20 protein-coding genes and 1 tRNA gene are annotated in these 22,009 nt (G+C 63.7%); 6 read left to right on the top strand and 15 right to left on the bottom strand.

The annotated features are described in order from the left end of the window. Positions 1 to 40: 40 nt before the first annotated feature. The 4 genes from KW845_RS02445 to rpsO all read right to left on the bottom strand — a co-directional run bounded on the left by KW845_RS02445 (position 41) and on the right by rpsO (position 4,694). A complete protein-coding gene (locus tag KW845_RS02445) occupies positions 41 to 1,258 on the bottom strand; it encodes a threonine ammonia-lyase (RefSeq protein ID WP_218367581.1) in 1,218 nt (405 codons plus the stop codon). A 54-nt stretch (positions 1,259 to 1,312) separates the two neighbouring features. Further along, complete coding sequence (locus tag KW845_RS02440) at positions 1,313 to 2,008, bottom strand: hypothetical protein (RefSeq protein ID WP_370628190.1); 696 nt, start codon at positions 2,006 to 2,008, stop codon at positions 1,313 to 1,315. A gap of 169 nt (positions 2,009 to 2,177) precedes the next feature. Further along, positions 2,178 to 4,334, bottom strand: a complete 2,157-nt coding sequence (gene pnp / locus KW845_RS02435) for a polyribonucleotide nucleotidyltransferase (protein WP_218367579.1) — start codon at positions 4,332 to 4,334, stop codon at positions 2,178 to 2,180. A 90-nt stretch (positions 4,335 to 4,424) separates the two neighbouring features. After that, positions 4,425 to 4,694 carry a 30S ribosomal protein S15 gene (gene rpsO / locus KW845_RS02430; protein ID WP_218367578.1) on the bottom strand — a complete coding sequence of 90 codons (270 nt, stop codon included), beginning with the start codon at positions 4,692 to 4,694 and terminating at the stop codon, positions 4,425 to 4,427. A 331-nt stretch (positions 4,695 to 5,025) separates the two neighbouring features. Here rpsO and KW845_RS02425 point away from each other — a divergent pair, with 331 nt between their 5' ends. Beyond that, complete coding sequence (locus KW845_RS02425; RefSeq protein WP_218367577.1) at positions 5,026 to 5,544, top strand: hypothetical protein; 519 nt, start codon at positions 5,026 to 5,028, stop codon at positions 5,542 to 5,544. 31 nt (positions 5,545 to 5,575) lie between these two features. Here KW845_RS02425 and pssA read toward each other — a convergent pair whose 3' ends face one another. The 4 genes from pssA to KW845_RS02405 all read right to left on the bottom strand — a co-directional run bounded on the left by pssA (position 5,576) and on the right by KW845_RS02405 (position 9,808). Then, entirely contained in the window at positions 5,576 to 6,349 is a 774-nt protein-coding gene (pssA, locus tag KW845_RS02420) for a CDP-diacylglycerol--serine O-phosphatidyltransferase (RefSeq protein ID WP_218367576.1), read from the bottom strand. 157 nt (positions 6,350 to 6,506) lie between these two features. Further along, the gene (gene ilvC / locus KW845_RS02415; protein ID WP_218367575.1) at positions 6,507 to 7,523 is read right to left on the bottom strand and encodes a ketol-acid reductoisomerase; all 1,017 of its coding nucleotides are present in this window, start codon (positions 7,521 to 7,523) and stop codon (positions 6,507 to 6,509) included. Between the two features lie 67 nt (positions 7,524 to 7,590). Next, a complete protein-coding gene (gene ilvN / locus KW845_RS02410; RefSeq protein ID WP_218367574.1) occupies positions 7,591 to 8,082 on the bottom strand; it encodes an acetolactate synthase small subunit in 492 nt (163 codons plus the stop codon). Positions 8,083 to 8,092: 10 nt separating this feature from the next. Beyond that, positions 8,093 to 9,808 carry an acetolactate synthase 3 catalytic subunit gene (locus tag KW845_RS02405; protein WP_218367573.1) on the bottom strand — a complete coding sequence of 572 codons (1,716 nt, stop codon included), beginning with the start codon at positions 9,806 to 9,808 and terminating at the stop codon, positions 8,093 to 8,095. Positions 9,809 to 10,445: 637 nt separating this feature from the next. Between KW845_RS02405 and KW845_RS02400 the strand changes: the two genes are divergently transcribed. Next, positions 10,446 to 12,665 (top strand): FUSC family protein, encoded by a 2,220-nt coding sequence (locus KW845_RS02400; protein WP_218367572.1) that lies wholly within the window; start codon positions 10,446 to 10,448, stop codon positions 12,663 to 12,665. Between the two features lie 78 nt (positions 12,666 to 12,743). On the opposite strand, the gene KW845_RS02395 is transcribed toward KW845_RS02400, so the two are convergent. From KW845_RS02395 to KW845_RS02385, 3 genes are read right to left on the bottom strand one after another with little or no spacing between them, the layout of a single operon-like run. Further along, a complete protein-coding gene (locus tag KW845_RS02395) occupies positions 12,744 to 13,964 on the bottom strand; it encodes a nitrate/nitrite transporter (RefSeq protein ID WP_218367571.1) in 1,221 nt (406 codons plus the stop codon). A gap of 11 nt (positions 13,965 to 13,975) precedes the next feature. Beyond that, positions 13,976 to 14,746 carry a peroxide stress protein YaaA gene (gene yaaA, locus KW845_RS02390; RefSeq protein WP_218367570.1) on the bottom strand — a complete coding sequence of 257 codons (771 nt, stop codon included), beginning with the start codon at positions 14,744 to 14,746 and terminating at the stop codon, positions 13,976 to 13,978. 39 nt (positions 14,747 to 14,785) lie between these two features. Beyond that, a complete protein-coding gene (locus KW845_RS02385; protein ID WP_218367569.1) occupies positions 14,786 to 15,568 on the bottom strand; it encodes a 3-hydroxybutyrate dehydrogenase in 783 nt (260 codons plus the stop codon). Positions 15,569 to 15,864: 296 nt separating this feature from the next. Between KW845_RS02385 and KW845_RS02380 the strand changes: the two genes are divergently transcribed. Continuing rightward, a tRNA-Ser gene (locus tag KW845_RS02380) sits at positions 15,865 to 15,955 on the top strand. 108 nt (positions 15,956 to 16,063) lie between these two features. On the opposite strand, the gene KW845_RS02375 is transcribed toward KW845_RS02380, so the two are convergent. Together KW845_RS02375 and KW845_RS02370 are read right to left on the bottom strand one after the other, a co-directional pair. Next, entirely contained in the window at positions 16,064 to 17,569 is a 1,506-nt protein-coding gene (locus tag KW845_RS02375) for a tripartite tricarboxylate transporter permease (protein WP_218367568.1), read from the bottom strand. A 13-nt stretch (positions 17,570 to 17,582) separates the two neighbouring features. After that, positions 17,583 to 18,047 carry a tripartite tricarboxylate transporter TctB family protein gene (locus KW845_RS02370; RefSeq protein WP_218367567.1) on the bottom strand — a complete coding sequence of 155 codons (465 nt, stop codon included), beginning with the start codon at positions 18,045 to 18,047 and terminating at the stop codon, positions 17,583 to 17,585. Between the two features lie 214 nt (positions 18,048 to 18,261). Between KW845_RS02370 and KW845_RS02365 the strand changes: the two genes are divergently transcribed. Together KW845_RS02365 and KW845_RS02360 are read left to right on the top strand one after the other, a co-directional pair. Next, complete coding sequence (locus KW845_RS02365; protein WP_218368597.1) at positions 18,262 to 18,972, top strand: response regulator transcription factor; 711 nt, start codon at positions 18,262 to 18,264, stop codon at positions 18,970 to 18,972. A 430-nt stretch (positions 18,973 to 19,402) separates the two neighbouring features. Then, positions 19,403 to 19,795: a hypothetical protein gene (locus tag KW845_RS02360; protein WP_218367566.1), complete on the top strand. Its 393-nt coding sequence runs from the start codon at positions 19,403 to 19,405 to the stop codon at positions 19,793 to 19,795. A gap of 7 nt (positions 19,796 to 19,802) precedes the next feature. On the opposite strand, the gene KW845_RS02355 is transcribed toward KW845_RS02360, so the two are convergent. Beyond that, complete coding sequence (locus tag KW845_RS02355; protein ID WP_218367565.1) at positions 19,803 to 20,537, bottom strand: nucleotidyltransferase domain-containing protein; 735 nt, start codon at positions 20,535 to 20,537, stop codon at positions 19,803 to 19,805. 164 nt (positions 20,538 to 20,701) lie between these two features. After that, positions 20,702 to 21,166, bottom strand: coding sequence for a MarR family winged helix-turn-helix transcriptional regulator (locus KW845_RS02350; protein ID WP_370628167.1), 465 nt, complete (start codon positions 21,164 to 21,166; stop codon positions 20,702 to 20,704). Between the two features lie 128 nt (positions 21,167 to 21,294). On the opposite strand from KW845_RS02350, the gene KW845_RS02345 reads away from it, so the two are divergent. Further along, complete coding sequence (locus KW845_RS02345) at positions 21,295 to 22,002, top strand: response regulator transcription factor (RefSeq protein ID WP_218367564.1); 708 nt, start codon at positions 21,295 to 21,297, stop codon at positions 22,000 to 22,002. Positions 22,003 to 22,009 lie beyond the last annotated feature (7 nt).

The following is a 22,009-nucleotide window of genomic DNA, read 5'->3' as shown; positions in this document are numbered from 1 at the left end:
TTCAAGCGGCGGCGGCATCCTGGTGCCGGCCCGGCCCACATCAATGATCGTGGTTGCTGGCGGCAAAGCCGGCGGCATTGAGTATGTCGATGACTTCCTGGATGTGCTCGGGGCCGCGTGTCTGCAGCACGAAATCCACTTCGACATTGCGCACGGGCAGCGCCGTAAAGGCACGCTGGTGATGCACTTCGGTGATGTTGGCCTGCGCATCGGCGATCAGCTTGGTGGCATGGGCCAGGGCGCCCGGCAGGTCGCGCAGGTCGACCCGGATGCGTGCCAGCCGGCCCGCCCGCACCATGCCGCGCTCGATCAGTTCGCCCAGCATCAGGGGGTCGATATTGCCGCCGGTAAGCACCAGGGCGACACGCTTGCCGCGAAAGCGGTTGCGGCCGGCCGCCTGGTCGTGCAGCAGCGCCGCAAGGCCGGCTGCGCCGGCGCCCTCGACCACGGTTTTCTCGATTTCAAGCAGTACCACGATGGCATGCTCGATATCGCTTTCGCTGACCAGCTCGATGCGATCGACCAGGCGGCGCACGATTTCCTGCGTGATGATACCGGGCGATTTGACGGCGATGCCCTCGGCAATGGTGTAGTGGCCGGGTGTCATGGCCACGCCCTGCACCGCCGCGTACATGGCCGGAAAGCGCTCGGTCTGCACGCCCACGATCTCGATGCCGGGCTTGATGGCGCGTGCGGCCGTGGCAATGCCACCGATCAGCCCGCCTCCGCCGATGGCGATGACCATGCTGTCGAGGTCGGGCTGGTCTTCCAGCATTTCGAGTGCCAGCGTGCCCTGCCCCGCGATGATGGCGGCATCATCGTAGGGATGGATCATGACCAGCCCTCGTTCGCTTGCCAACTGGTAGCCATGCGCCTGCGCATCGTCGAACGTATCGCCATGCAGCACGACGTCGGCGCCGAAGCGGCGGGTATTGGCCACCTTGACCGTGGGCGTGAAGCGCGGCATCACGATGACGGCCGGCACGCCCATGCGCTGCGCGTGGTAGGCCACGCCCTGGGCGTGATTGCCTGCCGACACGGCGATCACACCCTGGATACGCTCTTGAGGGGTCAGTTCCAGCATGCGATTGAGCGCGCCGCGCTCTTTGAACGATGCGGTGAACTGCAGGTTCTCGAACTTGAGCCAGATCTCGGCACCCAGGATGTCGGACAGCGTGCGCGAATGGGTGAATGGCGTCTTTTGCACCTGCCCCTGCAAGCGGGCGCGGGCGGCCTGGATGGCGGCGAGATCGATCACGGTCGGGACCTGTAGTCGCTCAAGCGGGGAGCGCCTCGGGGGTGGGTTTGCATTTTAGCGCACCGGCAGGAAATTGAAGAACAACAAGCCCTGTGCATAGTTGATGCCCACGCGCCGGGCGTTTTCGCCCAGCAGGTTGGCGATCAGGTCCAGCCGCCCGATGATGGCGCCGAACTCGCGCTCGAAGCTCAGGTTGATGGCCGTGGGCGACATCTCGTTGGCCAGCAGCAGCGGCTGGCCGCGCACGTCGCGGCGCGAAGCAAGCAGCCAGGCGGCGGCCTCGACGTTGCGGGCTGCGTTGTAGATCAGTTGGCCGTCCAGCACATCGGACAAATACATGCGGGTCTTGTCATTATGGGCGACGATAAGGGTATCGGCCAGGCCATAGATGAATGCGGCAACGCGGTCGCGCGGATAGGCGGGGTCCAGCGATACCGCCAGGATCTGGATGTCGCGCAGCCCATGCAGGCCGGGCGGCGGGGTGCGCGTTTCTATCATGGTGCGCACCCGGACCACGGCAGTGGGCTGGTCGGGCATGCCGGCCTTGCGCCACTCGCGCGGGTTGCGGCGATAGAGCTTGTCCAGCAAGGTATACAGGCTGTTCAGGTTGTCGCGGATTTCCAGCGTGACCGTGCGGTTGAAGTCGGTTTGTGCGAGCTGGTCCATCGACATGTCTTCGCTGCGCGGCCCGACGGCCGCCGGCTGGCTGGACATGCAGCCGGCCGACAATGCCAGCACGCAGCCGGCCATGGCCCGGATCGCCAACCGTGGCGTCATCATGCGCGGTAATGCCCTGTGCCGGTCAATGCCCTCTCCGTCGTGGTTGCACCGGCTGTGTGCCGGTGCGTCCAGGAATTTACCGTAGAAGCAACAAAAACGGCACCTTGCGGTGCCGTTTTTGCCTTAAGAAACGTAAAGCTTATTCAGCTTGCGATTCCGATTGCGGTGCCGGTTCGGCGGCGCCGCCTTGTTGCTCGATGCCACCGATGGCCTTGATGGACAGGCGCAGGCGGCCCTTGTCGTCGGCCTCGATGACCTTGACACGGACCTGCTGGCCGACCTTGAGCACATCGTTGATGTTGGCGATGCGATAGTTGGCGATTTCCGAAATGTGCAGCAGGCCGTCGCGGCCCGGCAGCACTTGCACGATGGCGCCGAAATCCAGCAGGCGCAGCACCGAACCATCGTAGACCTGGCCCACTTCGACATCGGCCGTGAGTTCGACGATGCGGCGCTGGGCTTCCTTGGCCTGGGCCTCGTCGACGCTGGCGATGACGATGGTGCCGTCATCGGAAATGTCGATCTGGGTGCCGGTTTCTTCGGTCAGGGCGCGGATGGTGGCGCCGCCCTTGCCGATGACGTCACGGATCTTCTCGGGGTTGATCTTGATGGTCAGCATGCGCGGGGCGAAGGCCGACAGCTCGCCGCGCGAGCCTTCCAGCGCTTCGTGCATCTTGTCCAGGATGTGCAGGCGGCCTTCGCGGGCCTGAGCCAGCGCCACTTGCATGATTTCCTTGGTGATGCCCTGGATCTTGATGTCCATTTGCAGCGCGGTGATGCCGTTCTGGGTACCCGCCACCTTGAAGTCCATGTCGCCCAGGTGATCTTCATCGCCCAGGATGTCGGTCAGGACGGCGAACTTGCCTTCGTCGAGGATCAGGCCCATGGCCACGCCGGCCACGTGATCTTGCAGGGGCACGCCGGCATCCATCATGGCCAGCGAACCGCCGCACACCGACGCCATGGACGACGAGCCGTTGGATTCGGTGATCTCGGACACCAGGCGGATGGTGTATTGGAACTCTTCGTGCGCGGGCAGCAGCGACACCAGGGCGCGCTTGGCCAGGCGGCCATGACCGATTTCGCGGCGCTTGGGCACACCGATGCGGCCGGTCTCGCCAGTGGCGAAGGGCGGCATGTTGTAGTGCAGCATGAAGCGGTCGCGGTATTCGCCCATGAGCGCGTCGATGATCTGCTCGTCTTGCTTGGTGCCCAGCGTGGCCACGACCAGCGCCTGGGTTTCGCCACGCGTGAACAGCGCGCTGCCGTGTGCGCGGGGCAGCACGCCCAGGCGGACACTGATGGGGCGCACGGTGCGGGTGTCGCGGCCGTCGATGCGCGGTTCGCCGTTCAGGATCTGGCCGCGCACGATACGGGCTTCCAGGTCGAACAGGATGTTGTCGACGGTGACGGCATCGGGCGTGTCCTGGCCGGCGGCGGCAGCCTGCTCGGCCACCGCGGCGTGAACGTCGGCGTAGACATTGCGCAGCAGCGTGGTGCGAGCCTGCTTCTGGCGCTCTTGATAGGCGGCAACCAGCTTTTCCTGGCCCGCGGCGGCCACGGCGGCGATCAGGGCTTCGTTCTTGGCTTCAGGCTGCCAGTCCCAGTCGGGCTTGCCCGCGTCGCGCACCAGTTCATGGATGGCGTTGATGGCGGCCTGCATTTGCTCGTGGCCGTACACCACGCCACCCAGCATGATGTCTTCGGACAGTTGCTTGGCTTCGGATTCGACCATCAGCACGGCGTTTTCGGTACCGGCCACCACCAGGTCCATCTTGGACGACTTCAGTTGCGTGGCGGTGGGATTCAGCACGTATTGGCCATCGACGTAGCCGACGCGGGCGGCGCCGATGGGGCCGCTGAACGGAATGCCCGAGATCGCCAGCGCAGCCGAAGCGCCGATCATTGCGGGGATGTCGGGGTCGATGTCAGGATTGACCGACACGGTGTGCAGCACGACCTGCACTTCGTTGTAGAAGCTTTCGGGAAACAGCGGGCGCAGCGGACGGTCGATCAGCCGCGAGGTCAGGGTTTCTTTCTCGGACGGCTTGCCTTCACGCTTGAAGAACCCGCCGGGGATACGGCCCGCGGCGTAGGTTTTCTCGATGTAGTCGACAGTCAGGGGGAAGAAGGTCTGGCCGGGCTTGGCTTTCTTGGAAGCCACGACGGTGGCCAGTACAACGGTGTCATCCACCGACACCAGCACGGCACCGGAGGCTTGGCGGGCGATCTCGCCCGTTTCCAGTACGACCGTATGCTGGCCGTATTGGAACGATTTAGTCACTTTATTGAACATGACGAGGATTCCTTACAAATGAAAAACCGTGGCCGCCGCGACAAACGTCGCACCGACCACGGTTGCGTCATGGGGAGCCTGCCCCGTCGATCACTTGCGCAGACCGAGTTTTTCGATCAGTGCGCGGTACGAATCGGGATTGCGGCCCTTGAGGTAGTCGAGCAATTTGCGACGACGGCTGACCATGCGCAGCAGACCGCGGCGCGAGTGGTGGTCCTTCATGTGTTCTTTGAAGTGACCGGTCAGTTCGTTGATGCGGGCGGTGAGCAGAGCCACCTGGACTTCGGGGGAACCGGTATCGCCTTGGGCGCGTTGGAATTGCGAAACGATATCGGCTTTTTTGATGTCAGCTACGGACATGGAATGACCTCTTCGGACTTGCGGCAGGGCCGAGGCGCCCAGCCGTGGTTTCAAAAAAAACGGCACACAGCCGTGGATGCTTGTATTAACTTGCTTGGCACTAACTTATTTCGTACTAATTTTTTCGTACCGACTTTTTCGTACTGATTTGCCTGGTACCGCCTACTTTGTACTGCGTGCCTTGCTTGAACTACGTACACTGCTCTGCACTAGATACCAGGCAATCAATACCAATTTGCCCGGCCATGCACATAGCCGGGCAAAGCAGGCAAAGATTATAGCTGATTCGCTAGAATTGCCCTATCGGGCCGAATCGGACAGGAGAATTCGCATGGTTTGTAACATACCTCGCCTGGCAGCTCGCGCCGCGGCCCTTGCGGCGGTTGGCACCATGGCCGGTTGCGGCAATCTGGCCCAGGTGCCCCCTGGTACCCCTCTGGCTGACGTGTCCGCCCAATACGGGCGGCCCAATTTCGGCTGTCCGATCGCAGGCGGCGGCGAGCGCGTCATCTGGACCCAGCAGCCCATGGGCCAATTCGCCTGGGGCGCCAATGTAGGCCCCGACGGCCGGGTGGACCAGGTGCTGCCCATCCTGACCGATGCCCACTTCAAGGTACTGGCCACCGGCACCTGGACGCCAGAACAGGTGCGTTGCGAATTCGGGCCGCCGGCCCGGGTGGACGAGGTGGGATTGCCCAGCGTGCGCCAGGTGGTGTGGTCTTACCGCTACAAGCAGTCGGGGGTCTGGAACTCGCTAATGTACGTATACATGGGCCGCGACGGCCAGCAGGTGACCCGCTTTCACCCGGGGCCCGACCCCATGTACGACGAAGACTGGCGCTGGCGCTAGGCGCGGATGGGGCCGCTGCCCTGGCGGGCGCCTATTCACTGTGCGAGCGGCGCTCTTGCTGCAGGCGCCGGGCGCGGTTCCAGCGCCACGCCATGATCACCCAGCCCGACAGCCCATACAGAACGAACAGGCCGAACAGCACCACCGGGGGGTCGCTGGATACGAACACGAACACGGCCACCACCAGCAAGATGCCCCAGAACGGCACGCTGCGGCCCAGCGCAAAGCTCTTGCCGCTGAAGAACGACGCATTGGACACCATGGTTACGCCCGCGTACATGGTCAGGCAGAACGCCACCCACGCCATCACGTTGTCATGGATGGGCAGCTTGTTATCGATGGCCAGCCAGACAAAGCCTGCCACCAGGGCCGCCGCCGCCGGGCTGGGCAGCCCCTGGAAAAAACGTTTGTCGACCACGCCAATATTGGTATTGAAGCGGGCCAGCCGCAGCGCAGCGCCCGCCACGTAGACGAACGCAGCCAGCCAGCCCCACCGCCCCAGGTCGTTGAGGATCCATTCGTACATGACCAGCGCCGGGGCCACGCCGAACGATGTCATGTCCGACAGCGAGTCGTACTGCTCGCCGAACGCCGACTGGGTGTTGGTCAGCCGTGCCACCCTGCCGTCCATGCCATCGAGCACCAGGGCTACGAAGATGGCAATGGCGGCGACTTCGAAGCGGTCGTTCATGGCCTGCACCACGGCGTAGAAGCCCGCGAAAAGCGCCGCAGTGGTGAAAGCGTTGGGCAGCAAGTAGATGCTGCGGTGGCGATTCTCGGGATCGCGCATGGAAAAATTGGGCATAGTTACGGAAAATGGCGGCGTATACCTGAAAGGTTAACCCATCCAGGGCGGCCTGCGCCCCCGTCTGCAATCATAAAAAAAAGCATCCCGCCAGGGATGCCTTGACACGCCGCAAGCGCCGTACCCCGCTTTGGGCACGGCGCTTGCACCGGGACGATCAGTTTTTGGACTTGTCCACCAGCTTGTTGGCCGCGATCCAGGGCATCATGGCGCGCAGCTTGCCGCCGACCTGTTCGATCTGCGATTCGGCGTTGATCCGGCGGCGCGAGGTCAGCGTGGGAGCACCGGCGGCGTTTTCCAGGATGAACTTCTTGGCATATTCGCCGGTCTGGATGGCCACCAGGGCTTCGCGCATGGCTTGACGGGTCTGTTCGGTGACGATCTTGGGGCCGGTCTCGTATTCGCCGAATTCGGCGTTGTTCGAGATCGAGTAGTTCATGTTGGCGATGCCGCCTTCATAGATCAGGTCAACGATCAGCTTCAGTTCGTGCAGGCACTCGAAGTAGGCCATTTCGGGCGCGTAGCCGGCTTCCACCAGGGTGTCGAAGCCTGCCTTGATCAGCTCGACCGTACCGCCGCACAGCACGGCCTGTTCGCCGAACAGGTCGGTTTCGGTTTCTTCGCGGAAATCGGTTTCGATGATGCCGGCGCGGCCGCCGCCGTTGGCGCTGGCATACGACAGGGCCACATCGCGAGCCGAGCCGGATTTGTCTTGGTGAACCGCCACCAGGTGGGGCACGCCGCCGCCTTGCGCGTAGGTGGAGCGCACCGTGTGGCCCGGGGCCTTGGGCGCGATCATGATGACGTCGATGTCATCGCGCGGCACGACCTGGCCATAGTGCACGTTGAAGCCGTGGGCAAATGCCAGCGCGGCGCCGGCCTTGATGTTGGCGTGCACTTCGTTGCGATAGACCGCGGCGATGTTCTCGTCGGGCAGCAGCATCATGACCACGTCGGCGGCCTTGACGGCCTCGGCCACTTCCTTGACTTCCAGGCCGGCGTTGGCGGCCTTGTTCCACGAGGCGCCGTCCTTGCGCAGGCCCACCACCACTTTCACGCCCGAATCATGCAGGTTCAGCGCGTGGGCGTGGCCTTGCGAGCCATAGCCGATGATGGCAACGGTCTTGCCTTTGACGAGGGAAAGGTCGCAATCTTTGTCGTAGAAAACTTTCATGTCGTGTGCTCCGGATTTATACGATTCTGGATGATTCTAGGATGGATGGATAAGGCCCGGGGGGCCATCAGATTTTCAGGATCCGTTCGCCGCGCCCGATGCCGGACACGCCGGTGCGCACGGTTTCCAGGATGGCGCTGCGGTCCAGCGCGTCGATGAACGCCTGTACCTTTTCCTGCACGCCGGTCAGTTCGATGGTGTAGGACTTGTCGGTGACGTCGATGATGCGGCCGCGGAAGATATCGGCCATGCGCTTCATCTCTTCGCGTTCCTTGCCGACGGCGCGCACCTTGATCAGCATGAGCTCGCGCTCGATGTGCGCCCCTTCGGTCAGGTCGACCACCTTGACCACATCCACCAGGCGGTTCAAGTGCTTGGTGATCTGCTCGATGACCTCGTCCGACCCCACCGTGACGACGGTAAGGCGGGACAAGGTGGCGTCTTCGGTGGGCGCCACGGTCAGGGTTTCGATGTTGTAGCCGCGTGCCGAGAACAGCCCCACGACGCGCGACAGCGCACCGGGTTCGTTTTCCATGAGCACGGAAATCACATGTTTCATGGTCGCTTCCTTACAGGTCTTCAGAGCCGAGCAGCATCTCGGTCAGCCCGCGGCCGGCCTTCACCATGGGCCACACGTTTTCCGTGCGGTCAGTGATGAAGTCCAGGAAAACCAGGCGATCCTTGTGCTTCTTGAATGCTTCGCGCAGTGCCGGCTCGACGTCGGCCGGACGCTCGATGCGCAACCCCACGTGGCCATAGGCCTCGGCCACCTTGACGAAATCGGGCAGCGAATCCATGTACGACTCGGAATAGCGCGAGCCGTAGTCGATCTGCTGCCACTGGCGCACCATGCCCAGGAAGCGATTGTTCAGGCAGATGATCTTGGGCGTCAGGTGGTACTGGTGGCAGGTGGACAGTTCCTGGATGTTCATCTGGATGGACGCCTCGCCGGTAATGACGGCGATGTCCGCACCCGGATTGGCCATCTGCACGCCCATGGCGTACGGCAAGCCTACCCCCATGGTGCCCAGGCCGCCGGAATTGATCCAGCGCCGGGGTTTGTCGAACTTGTAGTACTGCGCCGCCCACATCTGGTGCTGGCCCACGTCGGAAGTCACGAAGGCGTCGCCGCCGGTGACTTCCCAGAGCTTTTCGACCACGTACTGCGGCTTGATGACCTCGTCGGAATTGGCGTACTTCAGGCATTCCTTGCCGCGCCAGGTCTCGATCTGCTGCCACCACTTGTCCAGCGGCGCCGGCTTGGTGTCGGCGCGCGCGGCATCGTATTGGGCGCTCAGGTCGGCCAGCACGTCTTTCACGTTGCCCACGATGGGCACGTCGACCCGCACCCGCTTGGAAATGGACGACGGATCGATGTCGATGTGAATGATCTTGCGGGCGTTCTGCGCGAAATGCCTGGGGTTGCCGATGACGCGGTCGTCAAAGCGCGCACCCACCGCCAGCAGCACATCGCAATGCTGCATGGCCATGTTGGCTTCGTAGGTGCCGTGCATGCCCGGCATGCCGACGTACTGGCGGCTGGTGCCGGCCAGCCCGCCCAGGCCCATCAGCGTGGTGGTGCACGGTGCGCCCAGCTGGTCGGCCACATGCCGCAGCTCGGCCGCCGCATCGGACAGGATGACACCGCCGCCGGCGTAGATCATGGGGCGTTCGGCGGCCAGCAGCATCTGCACGGCCTTCTTGATCTGCCCCTGGTGACCCTTGCTGACCGGCGCATACGAGCGCATGTTGATCTCGCCCTTGGGCGGAACATACTTGCACGGCTGCAGGCTGATATCTTTGGGAATATCGACCAGCACCGGGCCGGGCCGCCCGGTACGGGCGATGTAGAACGCCCGGCGCATGGTCTCGGCCAGGTCTTTGACATCGCGCACCAGGAAGTTGTGCTTGACGCAAGGCCGGGTAATGCCCACGGTGTCGCATTCCTGGAACGCGTCTTCGCCGATGGCCGCGGTGGGCACCTGCCCGCTGATGATGACCAGCGGGATCGAGTCCATATAGGCGGTGGCAATACCGGTGACGGCATTGGTGACGCCCGGGCCGCTGGTCACGATGCAGACGCCCACCTTTTGCGACGCGCGCGAATACGCGTCGGCGGCGTGCACGGCGGCCTGCTCGTGACGAACCAGGATATGCTGGAATTTGTCTTGCTTGAAAATCGCGTCGTAGATGTACAGCACCGCGCCGCCGGGATAGCCGAAAACGTGTTCCACGCCTTCATCGGCCAGGCAGCGCACGACGATATCGGCGCCTATGGTTTCCATGTTGTATTCCTTTCAGTACCGGCCCTGTTTTCCTGACCGTTGCCCGCCCGGATACGACGGCAACTGAACCCGGACCGGAACCGACAGCATGATCTGGCGCTTTGAGACTCACGGAGCCTCGCCACCCGGACACCCTGCCGACCCGGCACACGTTCGTCGGGAACGCAGCGCAAACGCCCCTGGGGGACGCTGGAGGTCGAAATGGAAGCCTTGGCAACACACGCTTTTGGCGCGGCCAAACGGCAGGTAATGCTGGCGTGCAGCGCCCGGAATGTAGCCCGGACGGCTCGCTTGCCTGAGCGCCGGTATCGGATAGGCAGACCGGCACAAGGCAGCAAATTTACCGCGTTGCGGGATCAGGAGCAAATCGGGCGGGCGGCGGGCGCCCATGCGGGGGGGTTGGCGGGGATGGGTCGTTTGTGTTTCAGGCCCGTCTCGCGTCGCCCGGGGCAGGCGGGGGCGGCGCACGTGCGTCGGGCGACGCGAGCCTGCATCTGTGCAAACTCGGGCCAGAGGAGGATCGTCGATTGCGGACCTTGCCAGCCCCGGTGTGCCGGGCACACCGGGGCGACCCAAGCACGCAAAACCCCCACATCTTTCTATACTTGGACGATCGCACCTGAAAAGCGGCCCGTTCATGGATCTACGCATCGCCAGCATTCCGCGCTTCCTTTACAGCCATTACTTCTTCGGCGGGGTGCGGCAGGGGGTGGGCATGCTGCTGCCCGTGATGGTGCTGGGCGGCCTGTTCGGACAGTACAGCTTCGGGCTGGTGGCCACCTTCGGTGCGCAATGCCTGGCCATCATCGACCAGCCCGGCGGCCCGCAGCGGCACCGCACCAACGAAATGCTGGGTGGGGCGTTTCTGGCCACCGCCGCGGTCACCATCACCGGTGCCGCGTCCACCTACCCGCTGCTGCTGTGGCTGGCCGTGATCGGCCAGTGCTTCGTGTTCTCGATGTTCTCGGTATTCGGCAAGCGCGGCGGGCTGATCGGCTTCGCCGGGCTGCTGATCATGACGCTGACCATGCACTCGCCACTGGCGCCCAACGAGGTGCTGGCGCATTCGGCGGCCACGCTGGGCGGGGCGCTGTTCTACCTGGCCTTCAGCCTGGCGTTCAGCCGCATCTTCTGGCTGCGCGAAGAGCGCCAGGCCATGTCGGTGGCTTTGTTCGCCACGGCCGACTACATGGCGGCGCGCAGCCGCTTTTACGACGAGACCGCCGACCTGGACGACTCGTACCGGGTGTTGATCCAGTCGCAGTCCATCATGACCGAAAAGCACCAGGCCGCGCGCGACATCGTGCTGCGCACCCTGCCCCGCGGACACGGCTACCTGGACCGCGAGCGCGTGATGCTGTGGAACATGTTCGTCGACATGCTGCAGTTGCTGGATACCCTGGTGGCCACGCATACCGACTATGCCTCGTTGCGACGGGCGCTGGCCGGCCACGACTGCCTGATGTTCATGCGCGATGCGCTGGCCAAGATGTCGCTGGAAGTCAACCGCATCGCGCTGGATGTGTCGCGCGGGCGGCCGGTGCAATACCGCAGCAGTACCAAGGCGGAACTGCGTGCCATCGAGTATGAGATCGAGCAGTTCAAGCAGCAAGGCATGGGTGAGCAAGAGCCCGAGATGCTGGCGCTGATCGTGCAGGTGCTGCGGCGCCTGCGCAATGCCGCGCGCATCGTCGGCAAGCTGGCCGACCATACGGCGGCCCGCGCCGATGCCGAGCCCACCAGCGTGCTGCGCATCGACAAATCGCTGACCCAGTTCATGTCGCGCCAGGAATTGCGCCTGGGCATGCTGACCAGCAACCTGCGGCTGGATTCCCCGTACTTCCGCTATGCCCTGCGCGTGACCCTGGCAGCGGCCATCGCCATGGGCCTGATCGCCCAATGGGTGACCCCGCAGATGTCGTCGGCACACAGCTACTGGGTGTTGCTGACGATCATCATCATCATGAAACCCGGCTTCGCCTTGACGCGCCAGCGCAACGGCTGGCGCCTGATGGGCACGCTGATCGGCTGCCTGCTGGCGCTGGCGCTGTTTCGCGTCACCACGCGCCCCGAAGCGCTTTTCGCCGTGCTGCTGGTGGCCTGCATCATGGGCAACAGCCTGGTGCAGCTCAATTACATGGCCAGCGCCATCTTCAACACGCTGTTCGTGGTGATGGTGTTCCATTTCGTGGCCCCGGGCACGGTATCGATGGCAGTGATCGGCGAACGCGCAATGGACACGGCACTGGGCTGCGCGATTGCGCTGATCTGCAGCTACGTGCTGCCGTGGTGGGAAGCGCGCTACATGAAACCGCTGGCGCGCGCCGCCACCAATGCCAATCGCGAATACTTGCGCACCGGCCTGCAGTACGCCCGCGCCATGCAGGCCCATGCGTCGGGCGGCACGCCGCCTGAAGACACCCCGTCGGTGGAAGAAGCCGATATCGCCTGGCGCCTGGCACGCAAGAACGTGCACATTGCCTTCAGCAATTTCGCCGAGGCGTTCTACCGCATGATGAGCGAACCGCGCTCACATCAAATGAATGTGCCGGAATTCAACAACCTGCTGATCCAGAACCACATCATGGCCTCGCAGATCACGGCCGCGGTGCCGATATTGGCGGGCCTGAAGCAGTCGCCCGAGCCCATGCGGCAGGCCCTGGCCGGTATCGTGGACCTGCTGGACGACAGCCGCCCGGCGCCGGCCGACCTGCCGAACCAGTTCGACACCGAAGGCGAACTGGCCGCCCTGGCCTACCCGCTGAAGCAGATGTTGCGGGCGTCCACCCAGATACGGCAGGAAATGGCGGCCGTGGCAGACCCGCCGCAAAGCCGGCCAACGGCGGTGGCGGCTTGATGCCGGGTTCACGCAAAGGCGCGGTGTCAGGTGTCAGACACACAAGGTGCCCGACACCCATGGCACTCGCTTAAGCAACTAGTGGGACACCCTTGCACGCTGACGCTTCGGCCAGAAATACCAGGCCGCCGCTCCCACCTGCAGGGCCAGCACCACGCCCCATGCGGCCAAGTGCGCGACGGGCGGATACACCCCGTCCTGGCGTGGCCACAGGTCGACGATCCAGCCTATGCCCACCTGGCACAGGAAGATGGTCAGGAACATCAGCAGATTGGTGGTCGAGGCGACCCTGCCCAGCAGTTCCGGCGGGAACTCGCCAGCCAGCAGCGCGTAGACCAGGATATTGGCCGATCCGAATGCGCCATAGCAGGCCCACAGCACGGCGGGCGGGATCGGTGCGCGCGCCATGATGAGTGCCTGCGTCAGCAGGAACAACACCATGCAGACACCGCCGAATCCATACAGGCCCAGCCCCAGGCGTTCCATGCGGCGAGCCATGACGCCCAGCCCCACATTGCCGCCCATCATGGCGAAACCCATCAGCGACACCAGGCCCGCGGCGTGTATGGCATCCAGGCCGTTGACATCGATCAGGTAGGGGCGTACCCAAAGCGACTGCACGCCATAGAACGCCCCGCCCGTCATCACCGGCAGCGACACTAGCCGCCAATAGCGGGCATCGCGCAGCAAGGCGCAGGTGCCGCGCCATTGCTCGGCCAGGCCGGGCGCACGGCGATGGCGCGCCCCTTCGCGCGGCGCGCCGAACCAGATCAGCACCGAGACAGCCAGCGTGAAGAATGCCAGCCCGATGCTGATGGCCTGCCACGAACTGCGTCCCAGCAACCACGATAGCGGCGAGCCGACCAGCACGCCCCCCATGCCGCCCACCGCCATGACCAGGCCATTGACCATGGGCAGGCGTGCCAGCGGAAATGTTTGCGCCAAGGCCTGGAAAGCGGCGCCCAGGCACACGCATACGCCCGCCCCGATCAGCAGGCGGCCCACCATCAGGCCGGCCAGCGAATCCGACAAGCCATACACCAGGGTGCCCGCCGCGGCCACCAGCAGCATCAGCGCATTGACGCGCCGGGGCCCCCAGGTGTCCAGGAACAGCCCGGCGGGGATCTGCATGAGCGCAAATCCCAGGAAGTACAGGCTGGTCAGCGTGCCCAGGTCGGCGGCCGACAGGTTCAGCTCTTGCGTCAGGTACGGCCCGAAGCCGATGTTGACGCCGCGGAACAAGTACGAGACCAGGTAGCCCAGCGAGAAAAACAGGAAAACGCGCAGCCCGGCGGACATGGGTGATCGTTTTATACCTTGCGCCGGAATACCAGCTTGTCGGCGCTGGAGGCCGATGCGTCGTAGGCGTAGCCTTCGCTATCGAACTTCTGCAGGCTTTCGGGCTTGGCGACCTTGTGCTCGATGGCGTAGCGCGCCATCAACCCGCGCGCGCGCTTGGCATGGAAGCTGATGACCTTCCAGGCGCCGTTCTTCCAGTCCTGGAACACGCATTGCACCACGCGTGCCTTCAGTACTTTCAAGTCTACCGACTTGAAATATTCTTCCGACGCCAGGTTCACCACAATGGGTGCCTTCTGGCCCGCCAGCCGTTCGTTCAGGTAATCGGCTATCGTGCTGCCCCAGTATTCGTACAGGTTCTTGCCCTTGGACGTGGCCAGGCGCGTGCCCATTTCCAGGCGGTACGGTTGCATCAGGTCGAGCGGGCGCAGCACGCCGTACAGACCGCTGAGAATGGCCACATGCTCTTGCGCCCAATCGAGGCGGGCAGCCGACAGCGTACCGGCCTGCAAGCCTTCATACACGTCGCCATTGAAAGCCAGCACGGCCTGGCGCGCATTGTGTTGCGTGAACTTGCGCGTCCAGGCGCCATAGCGCGCGACGTTCAGCTCGGCCAGGGCCGGGCTCAGGCTCATCAGCTCGGCCACTTCCGAGGCCGACAAGGCCTTCAGCACCTTGATGAGCGCGGCCGACTTGTCCACGAACAGCGGCTGGGTATGGTGCTCGATATGGACCGGGGTGTCGTAGTCCAGTTTCTTGGCGGGGGAAAGCAAGAACAACATGTTCCAGGGTTCCTTAGTGTGCTTGTGCGTAAAGGTGGGTCAGCGGGCCGTCCAGCCGCCATCGACCGAGATGGTGGTGCCGGTGACCTGGGCGGCGGCGTCCGACGCCAGGTAGACCGCCGTGCCGCCCAGTTGCTCGGGTGTGACGAACTGCAGCGACGGCTGCTTTTCGCCGAGCAGGTCGCGGGCGGCGGCGTCCTGGTCCACGTGCTGCGCTTCGGCCAGGGCGGTAATCTGCTTTTCGACCAGCGCGGTGCGTACCCAGCCCGGGCAGATGGCATTGGCGGTGACACCGGTGCCAGCGGTTTCCAGCGCAGTGACCTTGGTCAGACCCACCACGCCGTGCTTGGCGGCCACATAGGCCGATTTGCTGGCCGACCCCACCAGCCCGTGGGCCGAAGCGATATTGATGATGCGCCCCCAGCCCTGCTTTTTCATGTGGGGCAGCGCGGCGGCGCTGCCGTGGAAGACAGCCGACAGGTTCAGCGCCAGGATGGCGTCCCACTTCTCGACCGGGAAATCCTCGATCAGGGCGGTGTGCTGGATGCCGGCATTGTTCACCAGGATATCGATGCGCCCCAGCGACTGCACGGCGTTGGCCACCAGTTGGCGTACGGCCTCGCCGCGCGACAGGTCGGCGCCGTCGTACAACACTTTCACCCCATGCTGGCTGGCCAGCTCGGCACGCAGTTTCTCGATCTGGCCCGCGTCGCCGAATCCGTTCAGCACGATATCGGCGCCCTGCTGCGCAAAGGCGGTGGCAATGCCCAGGCCGATGCCGCTGGTGGAACCGGTGACGACTGCAACTTTTCCTTTGAGCATGCAAGTTCTCCTGTCTGGAATGGGGCCGCGCCCGGGTGGGCAGATCGGGCTCAAGTGTAGCCGCCGCGCCCGGCACAATCGGGCTAGGCCCCACCCCCGGCGGGGGCATGGCTGCCGGGATAGCGGGCGGCCTGTTCCTGGCGCCAAGGCGCATACGCACCCGGATTTTTTCTGATATAGTCTCGGTCTTCGCTTTTTTCAAGCGAAGGTCCGGACGTCTGCCAAACGACCACGGCGCCCAGCGCTGCAGGCAACGTCCCCGCCGGGTGCCTCATCCGGCAAGGAAAGCGGACACCGGAGAGGTGGCAGAGTGGTCGAATGTACCTGACTCGAAATCAGGCGTACGGTAACCCCGTACCGTGGGTTCGAATCCCACCCTCTCCGCCAATGATTTCCAGGCCCCTGATTTTTTCAGGGGCTTTTTTCTTGCCGTCTCGGCGATAAAAAAAACGCTGCCACAAGCGTGGCAGCGTTGCATGGAACATACAAACCGCTCTAGTCCTCTTCGACGAAGGTCTCTTCGCGCTTCTTGCGGATCGACGGCAAGGCCACGACCACCACCAGCAAGACGGCGGCAGCCAGCAGCGAGGCCGACAGGGGCCGGTCGACGAAGGTCAGGAAGTCACCGCGCGACAGCAGCAGGGCACGGCGGAAGTTTTCTTCCATCATGGGGCCCAGCACCAGGCCCAGCAGCAGCGGCGCGCCTTCGCACTTCAGCTTCGACCACACGTATCCCACGACGCCGAAGATGGCGGTAATGAAGATGTCGAAGGTGTTGTAGTTCAGCGAATACACGCCGATCGTGCAGAACACCAGGATGGCCGGGAACAGGATGCGGTAAGGCACTTTCAGCAGCTTGATCCAGATGCCGATCAAGGGCAGGTTCAGCACCACCAGCATCAGGTTGCCGATCCACATCGAGGCGATCAGGCCCCAGAACAGTTCCGGGTGGCTGGACATGACCTGCGGGCCGGGCTGGATGTTGTGGATGGTCATCGCGCCGACCATCAGCGCCATCACGGCGTTGCCCGGAATGCCCAATGTCAGCAAAGGAATGAACGAAGTCTGCGCAGCCGCGTTGTTGGCCGACTCGGGGCCGGCGACCCCGGCGGGATGACCCTTGCCGAAGCGTTCGGGGTTCTTCGAGAGCTTCTTTTCCAGCGTGTACGACGCGAACGAGGACAACACCGCGCCGCCGCCGGGCAGGATGCCCAGGAAAGACCCCAGGGCGGTGCCGCGCAGCACGGCCGGATACGATTGCTTGAACTCTTCGCGGTTGGGATACAGCGTGCCCACCTTATCGGTGATCTCGACGCGGTTTTCCCGCTGTTCCAGGTTGGTCATGATTTCGGCGAAGCCGAACACGCCCATGGCCACGATGGCGAAGTCGATGCCGTCTTGCAGTTCGGGAATGCCGAAGTCGAAGCGGGCCACGCCCGAGTTGACGTCGGTACCCACCATGCCCAGCAGCAGGCCCAGGATGATCATGGCGATAGCCTTGATCAGCGAGCCGGACGCCAGCACCACGGCGCCTACCAGGCCCAGGGTCATCAGCGAGAAGTATTCGGCGGGGCCGAACTTGAAGGCGACTTCGGCCAGCGGGGGGGCGAATGCCGCCAGCAGCAGCGTGGCCACGCAACCGGCGAAGAACGAACCCAGCGCGGCAATGGCCAGCGCGGCGCCGGCCCGGCCGTTGCGCGCCATCTGGTGGCCGTCCAGCACCGTCACCACCGCGGACGTCTCGCCCGGCAGCGCCACCAGGATGGCGGTGGTGGAACCGCCGTACTGCGCCCCGTAATAGATACCCGCCAGCATGATCAGGCCCGCCGTGGGCGGCAGCACGTAGGTAATCGGCAGCAGCATCGCGATGGTGGGCACGGGGCCGATACCCGGCAGCACACCAATCAGGGTTCCCAGCAACGCGCCCAGGAAGGCGTAGGCAAGATTCTCGGGCGTGAAGGCCACCGAGAAACCCAGCAACAAGTGATCGAACAATTCCATGACCGATGGCTCCTTAGTTCATGCCCAGAAACGACGGCCACAGCGGGAAAATCAGCCCCAGCCCCTTGACGAATGCCAAGTACGAAAACACCACCAGGAACACGCCATTGGCAATAGCGACCTTCCAGCTGAATTCGTGGCTGGCGAAACTGCTGAGCACCACCAGGATGAATGTGGACAGATACACGCCCAGCGGACGCATGAGCAATCCGTACACAATGACCGCACCGACGATCAACCCAAGAATGCGCCAGTCGAATCGATCGACATGGGTTTCTTCAGCCTTGGGCGAAAGTGCCGTCAGCGCCACCAGCACGCCCAATAACGCCAGCACGATTCCCAGCCAGAAAGGGAAATAACCCGGCCCCATGCGGGCGGCGGTTCCCATCTGATAGCCGGTGGCAACCGCGGCAAAGAATGCGCCGATACCCAGGAACATGATTCCCGACCAGAAGTCCTGCCTTGACCTTATCCTCATGAAGTCGCTCCCCCTTGGTTTTGCCTGCTTTCGCGGCCTTGCAGTGCATGGATGCACCGCCGCGAAAGAAAAGAGCAGATGGTAAAGAGAGCCGCCACGCACCGGAATTACGAAACCATTAGGGATTCGCAATGTGGGCGGGAATGCGCCGGTTCCAGCCTGCGCGCGCGCTAGAATTTCCGTGCCGAACCTCGTTCATTCCCGGGAGAACACCGTGTGGCGCTGCCTGATAGTCGAAGACGATGCCGACAATGCCCGCTATATCGCCAACGGGCTGGAAGAGCTGGGCTATGCGCCGTTCGTCAGCATGGAAAGCACCACCGCCCTGCAGCGCGCCACCACCGAGCACTGGGACGCCATCATCCTGGACCGCATGCTGCCCAACGATGTCGACGGCTTGTCGATCTTGTGGTCCATGCGCGCCTTGGGCAAGAAGACGCCCGTACTGGTGCTCAGCGCCCTGACCGCCATGGACGAACGCGTGCGCGGCCTGAAAGCCGGCGGCGATGACTACCTGACCAAGCCGTTTGCCTTTCCGGAACTGGCCGCGCGTGTCGAAGCCTTGATACGCCGCTCTACGGCCGGCTACGAGCAACGCCAGCTCAATGTGGCCGACCTGTCGCTGGACCTGGTAACCGGCCGCGTCGCGCGCGCGGGCAGGTCTATCACGCTGCAGCCGCGCGAATACAAGCTGCTGACCTACATGATGAACAATCCCGACCAGGTGCTGACTCGCACCATGCTGCTGGCCACGGTATGGGGATATCACTACGATCCGCAGACCAACGTGATCGACGTGCACATCAGCCGCCTGCGGCAAAAGATCGACAGCAGTACAGACCAGCCGCTGATCCACACCGTGCGCGGGGTGGGCTACCGGATGTCGGCTACCGCCCGCCCCGAGGACCGCACCGAGTCCATGTGATACGGCGGTTTGCCAAACCCTAATGCGACGGTAATGGCAGCCGCGCGGAAGGCCCCGGTACCATGCATGCATGGGATTCCACGCTTGTTGGAACCGCAGGCAAACGAGGTACATATCGATGGGCCATGCTTATATCAGCAGCCGTCTCGTCCCCCAGCAAGCGCTGCTTCAATATCTGAGCTTCCACGATTTGGTGGCGCTACTGAAGTTCAGCCAATATATGTTCGCGCCCGCCGATCGCGCGCAGCACAAGGCCTTGTTGTGTGCGGCCAGGAAGCTGCGGCGGCAAACGGGCTCAGGCCCATCCTGCGCATCGCCACCCCGTGTATCGGGGCAACGAGGCATTGCCCTGCAATGGTGGGCGCTCACGCACGGACGATGCTGGCCCACCCTGCCTGGCCATGATCAGCAGGCTCCGCAGGTTGGCATTGTGTCGACCGTGGGCACGCTGGCCGATGCCTTGTCGCTGGGCAACCACGATCTGTACATCAGCGAAGTGGACCGCAGCGACGCAATGGCCGCCCGGCCCGGGATTGCCGTCTTCTCGCTGCTGGGCAATGCCGCATCACGCGCCGGCGATTCCGGGTTGCCCGTGCTGGTCGATACGCGTGAATTGGTTACCGGCATCGTGCTGCCCGACGACACGCCGCCGCGCTTCCAGGCCCTGGTTCGCAAAGTCGTCCAGGAACACCTGTGGATTCCGGTCGACACCCTGGCGCGTTCGTCGCTGACCGAAGGCTGCCTGGATCCGGGCGAGGCCGTTTCTCATTGCATGGCGGCAGGGCCAGTTCGCGCGACCAGCAGCCGTGCACGGGCCGGTTGAACAGAACCTAGATCCGCGACGAAGCAGGCGCGACGCGGCGATCGCCATCGAACAGCGGCCCGCCGTACGATGCCAGCTCGCCTTCGGCGAGTGCAATGACGGCGTGGCAGGCTCCCGAGGTGAACAGTGCGCCGAAGGCCTGGTCATATCGGGCGGCCAGGTCGCCATCGACTGCTGCCAGCAGCCGCGGCACCCATTTGCCCGTGCCGGTCCAGCGGCCACGCCCACGCAGGCTCAGTTCAACCAGGCGGGGGTGCAGCATGGCGCCGATGGCCATGATTTCGCTGGCGCTGCGCTCGCCACGCAGGTCGTCAATGGCATCGGTGATCTCGTACCGCAGGCTGTCGAGCTGCGCCAGCGCCATGGCGGGCGGCCCCTGGGCCAGTTGCCGGGCAATGTCCTGCTGCAGGGTGCGGGCACGGCGCGTGTCGCCGATGACGACACCTTCGGCGATCATGTTCAGCAAGCTGGGACGGCCGCGTGCCACGTCGTCTTTGACGAACCAGGCCAGCGTATGCGGGTCATGTACGAATGTCTCTACCGGGACGCCATCGGCCATGAAGGCTTCACGCCAGGCAGCGTCGATACGGTCGTAGACGATGACCACATCGATATCGGACAGGTACGTGCCCTCGCCCCGCATTATCGAACCCGCAACAAACGCATAGGCTGCGTCCTGGTAGCGGGATGCGATAACTGTCCGGATAATATTCAGGGCTTGGGTTCGGGTGGGCTTGATCATGCTCGTCGGCCTGTCGGTTCGACGTATTCTTATGGCAAGCGCAAGCCGTGTCCACCACCAAACTGAAGATCCATGCAACTTCTTTACGACATCGTGTGGCTGCTGGACTGGCTGGTCCAGCAGTTCTGACCCCGGGCAAGCGGCGCCCGCAGGCCTTTCCAGGTTCAACCGCCGAATTTCTGCAGCAGGCCTTCCAGCAGTGGCCGGATATTCTGCAGTTGTTCCAGGTGCACCGTGGACAGGGCGTCCAGCGTGTGTTCGGCTTGCGGTGTCAACTTGAGCAAGACACGCCGGCCGTCGTCAGGATCGGCTTTGCGAGCCAGCATGCCCATCTGCACCAACCTGCTGACCAGCTCGGCCGCGCTATGTGACTTGATGCAAAGTCGCTGCGCCAATTCGGTTACGGTTGGCAAATCGGTACTGGCCTTGACCGCCAGCAATGCCTGATGCTGCTGCGGCGCCAAGCCCTGGGCTTGCGCCTCGGCTTCGCTGAACAAGGCGAAGCGGCGCAGTTCGTGGCGAAAGTCTGCCAGTACGGCAAAATCCGCGGGCTGCAATGCCCGGACCGGGTCGCGGGCGTGGGAAGTCGGTAGCGTCAGTGCATCCATTACCCTGCAAATGGTACGCATGCCAGGGTACCGCGCGGCATTAACAAATCATTAATTATTGGTAATGTTACGGATCTCCCCGACCAGGAACGCCCCTGGGCTGGGCTAGAATGCGCCGCTACGGACCCAGCCTATCCCGGGAGGTAATCATGTGGCGCTGCCTGATCGTCGAAGACGATGCCGATAATGCCCGCTACATTGCCAACGGGCTGAAAGAACTGGGCTATGACCCGGTCATCACCATGGATGGGCCGACCGCGCTGCAGCGGGCCACCACCGAGCATTGGGATGCCATCATTCTGGACCGCATGCTACCCAATGATGTCGACGGGCTGTCGATTTTGTGGTCGTTGCGCGCCCTCGGCCGCAAGACGCCAGTACTGGTGCTCAGCGCCCTGACCGCGCTGGACGAGCGCGTGCGCGGCCTGAAGGCCGGCGGCGACGACTACCTGACCAAGCCCTTTGCGTTCCCGGAACTGGCCGCGCGCGTCGAGGCGCTGATCCGCCGCTCGTCGTCCGGCTATGAGCAGCGCCAGCTTACGGTTGCCGACCTGTCGCTGGACCTGGTCAGCGGCCAGGTCATGCGCGGCAACCGGCAAATAGCGCTGCAGCCGCGCGAGTACAAGCTGCTGGCTTACATGATGAACAACGCCGGCCAGGTGCTGACCCGTACCATGCTGCTGGCCACGGTCTGGGGGTATCACTACGATCCGCAGACCAATGTCATCGATGTGCATATCAGCCGGTTGCGCCAGAAGATCGATACCGATGGCGACGTGCCGCTGATCCATACCGTGCGCGGCGTGGGCTACCGATTGTCGGCGCAGGCCGATACAGGCGGCCGGGACCGTCCATGATGGGCGG

Origin of the sequence: Bordetella sp. BOR01, assembly GCF_019218885.1 — a bacterium.
Taxonomy (GTDB): domain Bacteria; phylum Pseudomonadota; class Gammaproteobacteria; order Burkholderiales; family Burkholderiaceae_B; genus Bordetella_A.
The sequence above is the reverse complement of the archived record's forward strand: the minus strand, read 5'-3'. Positions and strand labels throughout refer to the sequence as shown.